This is a genomic window from Nostoc favosum CHAB5714 (assembly GCF_020829495.1).
Lineage (GTDB): Bacteria > Cyanobacteriota > Cyanobacteriia > Cyanobacteriales > Nostocaceae > Nostoc > Nostoc favosum.
Map to the genome: position 1 here is coordinate 1 of NZ_JAIVFQ010000204.1, position 4,560 is coordinate 4,560.

At 41.9% G+C, this 4,560-nt stretch carries 1 protein-coding gene and 1 pseudogene; both read left to right on the forward strand.

What is annotated here, in order from left to right; translation table 11 throughout:
• Positions 1–347, forward strand: a pseudogene (locus tag LC586_RS39680) (SWIM zinc finger domain-containing protein); the annotation flags it as partial.
• Positions 348–351: 4 nt separating this feature from the next.
• Positions 352–4,560: DEAD/DEAH box helicase (locus tag LC586_RS39685; protein WP_229491259.1), on the forward strand; the 4,209-nt coding region annotated here is incomplete at its 3' end.

Sequence of the window (4,560 nt, forward strand, 5' to 3'; positions counted from 1 at the left end):
GAGAAGCTCAAGTCGATATTTTCCTCCATGAAGGATTAATTGATGATGCAATAAAAACAGTAGAGAGAGATACTTACTATGATTCCAAACTGGTTCATCGAGTCATGAATGTAGCAGTTTCCCATCGTGCAGATTGGGTAATTGATAACGCTTGCAGACGGGCAGAACCAATTATGGAACAAGGAAAAGCTGACCGTTATGACGCTGCGTTTAATTGGCTAAAAAAAGTCAAAGTTGCTTATATTCAACTAGGGCAAAAAGCTGCATGGTCTGCTCATTGCTCGAAATTGGAAGTGGCTTATGGACGTAAACGTAAATTAATGGAGTTATTTAAAGAACTGAATTAATAGTATGATTAATTTGGCTAATGATACTACAAAACTGCAAACACAACTCGCCCATATATACTTCGAGTTACATCCTTCCTTACAAAAAATTATTCAGTTATTTTCGGTAATTTATGCACCGATAGACAAAAATTCATTTGTAAGTTGTATTAGTAAGACTGGCGCTTTAGATGAAAAGAATAAACCTTGGGGTACTAAAACCCTTAGTCCCCAAATTGATAAATTGTTAAAAGTAGGTTTGTTAGTACAGTCAAGTAGATCGAGTCCTGAATGTCATCCGTTACTCACAGAAATTGCTACTCGTCATGCTGTACAAACCGGACAGTTTGAAATCCTCGTTACAGCAGTAGAGGAGAAGCTACCAATACGTACTCACTGGAACAGAGATTCTCGGATATTCTACAGCTTACGCCAGTGTATCAGAGAAATCCGCATTGGTATTTATCGTCAAGACCTTGGTTTTATTAATCAGCAAATTGAAGATTACCAGAAGTACAGTGATAGCGAAGAAAAAATAGTAATAGAAAATATCTTTGAGCAGATATACAATAATCCATTTGATGCAGATTGGTTTAAGACCCTACCACTTGGATTATATGAAAGTGGCATATCAAGTATCCTCTTCAATTCAGCCTTAAAATTATCTGCTTCTGAAGATGCGTTGACGCTGCTAGAAGAAGAATGCTCTAACAGTGGAAAAAATTGCTCAGATTATCTACATCTGATTTTGACAGAACAACTGTTGTTACAAGGTTGTACCCAAGAAGCACAAGAAAGTCTGGAGCGTGTATCAAATGAATATCAAAATAACGTCGGCGTTTTTTGGGGTTGGTTAAGTTTTCTGCGGGGTGAAAATGAACAAGCCATAAAATATTATACAGATGCCCTGAAAGCGATCAAAAAGGCTACAGGCAAACGGCAAATATATTTCAATACAATAGGGGGTTTATTTTTTATCCTCGCACTGTTAAAAGATGGTTCAGTGCAACGCCTCCGGGAAGCAGAGGAATATAGCAGTTTGATGTCCCGTCAAGGGGATCATTGGCTCAGGTTCACTTATGGCAGACTGAACATGGTACTGCAAGTTCACCTTGGTGATATTACTCAAAAAGAATTTGTAGTCAGCGGTCATATTTCTTCCGTAGAAGAAGAAAATAGCTTACAAACATTGTTTTGTTCACTATGCCTTTACTGGATGGATGCAGAAAGTGCTAAAAAACGCTTACCTAATTTACTAGAACCACTATATCGGCGCTCGCTTGCCTCTGGTTATCACTGGTTGGCAATGGAAAGTGCAGAACTCCTATCCCGGCTAAAACCTAGCAGTAACTATAATCAACTTGCCCCCGCACTGCGAGAAGATAGCAATATTCAAACCATCGTAGACTTAATTCGACCCCAAGAAGCTTGGGAAATGTGCCTCAATGCCTTGGCAAATCTCCAATCAAGACCACAAACATCCCTAAAACCAGAATCGGAGCTGCGTTTAGCATGGTTCATAACCTTCTATCCCAGCAGATGTGTCTTGCAACCACGAGAACAAAAAGTGAATGCTAAAGGGGAGTGGAGTAAAGGTCGCCCCATAGCCCTCAAGCGTCTCAGCAGTGCATTATCTGAGTTTGATTACATCACACCCCAAGATATGCGGGTATGTAGTTGTATAGAAACATATAATGATGGCTCTTATTACGGCAAAGTTGATTATACCTTCGGTGAAAAAGCCATCTCTGCTTTAATTGGACACCCGTTGATTTTTTGGGAAGATACACCCACTATCCGTGTAGAAATTGTCAAAGGAGAACCAGAACTACTGGTTAAAAAAGGGAAACAAGATCGTATAACCTTAGAATTTTCTCCCAAATTACCAGAATCACAGAATATTCTGCATATCAAAGAAACTCCAACCCGCATCAAAGTCATCGAAATTACTGCCGAACACAGACGCATTGCGGAGATTATTGGTAAAGATAACAAATTAAATGTACCTGCGATCGCCGAGAAACAAGTTTTGGCAGCGATTAATGCCGTCTCTGGCATCGTTACCGTACATTCTGATATTGGTGGCGGACTCGAAGGTGCAGAAGAAGTACCTGCCCAGACTGTACCCCATATTCACCTCTTACCTGCCAACGCCGGATTGAAAGTCACGCTTTTGTCGCGTCCCTTTGCCCAAGGTGGCCCCTACTACCGTCCTGGTACAGGTGGTGAAACAGTAATTGCCGAGATTGACGGTAAACGTCTGCAAACCAGACGAAATCTGCCCCAAGAGAAACAACTTACTAAAGCCGCCATAAAAGCCTGTCCTACCTTGACGCGCACTGAAGAACAAGATGGTGAATGGATTATAGTTGACCCAGAAGACTGTTTAGAATTGCTGTTAGAACTGCAAACGCTGGGAAATAACGTAGTCATAGAATGGCCACAAGGAGAAAAACTGCGTGTTAGCCACAATGCCGACTTGAAAGACTTTAATTTATCAATTCAACGTCAGCAAGACTGGTTTGCAGCAACAGGGGAGTTGAAATTGAATAACGACCTAGTGCTGGATATGCAGCAACTACTAGAACTATTAGAGAAAACGCCCAGCCGTTTTATCCCCCTTGGTGATGGTCAATTTCTGGCTTTAACTCAAGCTTTTCGGAAACGCCTCGACGAATTGCGGATGTTTTCGGAAAAGCATAGTAAAGGTATTCGTTTTCACCCCTTGGCAACATTAGGGTTAGAGGATTTTGTCGATGAGGTAGGTAAGGTAAAAGCAGATAAACACTGGAAAACACATAGAGAGCGTCTCCAAGAGGTGAAAAACCTCCAGCCGGAACTGCCATCTACGCTTCTTGCAGAACTACGTGACTACCAAATGGAGGGTTTTTGTTGGCTGGCGCGTCTGGCACATTGGGGCGTGGGTGCTTGTTTAGCAGACCAAATGGGACTCGGTAAGACCGTGCAGGCATTGGCGGTCATTCTCAGAAATGCCCATGAGGGGCCAACCCTAATAATTGCGCCGACTTCCGTGTGTATGAATTGGGTGAGTGAAGCGCAAAAGTTTGCCCCAACTCTGAATATTATTCAATTTTCTGGTGCTAACCGCCAAAAATTACTCTCTGGTTTACAACCGTTGGATATGTTGGTTTGCAGCTATGGTTTATTACAGCAGGAAGAAGTAGCTCAAATGCTTTGTCTTGTACAGTGGCAAACGATTGTCCTGGATGAAGCCCAGGCGATTAAAAATATGACCACTAAACGTTCTCAGGCAGCCATGAACCTAAAATCTAATTTTAAGTTACTGACTACTGGGACTCCGATTGAGAATCACCTGGGTGAGTTGTGGAATTTATTCCGTTTTATTAATCCTGGGTTATTGGGTTCTTTTGAAAGCTTCAATCAACGCTTTGCTACCCCCATTGAAAAATACCAGGATAAACTTGCACGTAATAAACTCAAAAAACTGATTCAACCATTTCTGTTGCGGCGGACAAAAAATCAAGTATTAGAAGAGTTGCCATCTCGTACTGAAATTCTCCTTCATGTAGAGTTAAGTCGAGAGGAAAAAGCATTCTATGAAGCGTTGCGCCGCCAGGCAATATCTAAACTTACCGAAACTGATGCCGAAGCAGGAAAGAAACATTTGCAAGTTCTGGCTGAGATTATGAAACTGCGTCGCGCTTGCTGTAATCCTAGTTTGGTTATGCCTGATACTGAATTACCCAGTTCCAAGTTGCAACTTTTTGGTGAGGTGCTGGGTGAACTTCTGGAAAATCGCCATAAGGCGTTGGTGTTTAGTCAGTTTGTTGACCATTTGCACATTATTAGAGATTATCTAGAACACCAAGGTATTAATTATCAATATCTAGATGGCAGTACTTCAGTGGCAGAGCGCAAAAAACGGGTAGATGCGTTCCAAGCTGGTTCAGGGGATGTCTTTCTGATTAGTCTCAAAGCAGGGGGGACAGGACTCAATCTAACTGCGGCTGATTATGTGATTCATACAGATCCTTGGTGGAATCCCGCAGTGGAAGACCAAGCCTCAGACCGCGCCCATCGCATTGGGCAACAACGCCCGGTGACAATTTATCGTTTAGTAGCAAAGGATACTATCGAAGAAAAAATTGTGCAATTGCATCATCAGAAACGAGATTTGGCAGATAGCCTATTGTCAGGTGCTGATATTAGTGGTAAAATCTCAACGGAAGCCTTGTTACAGTTGATTAGCGAA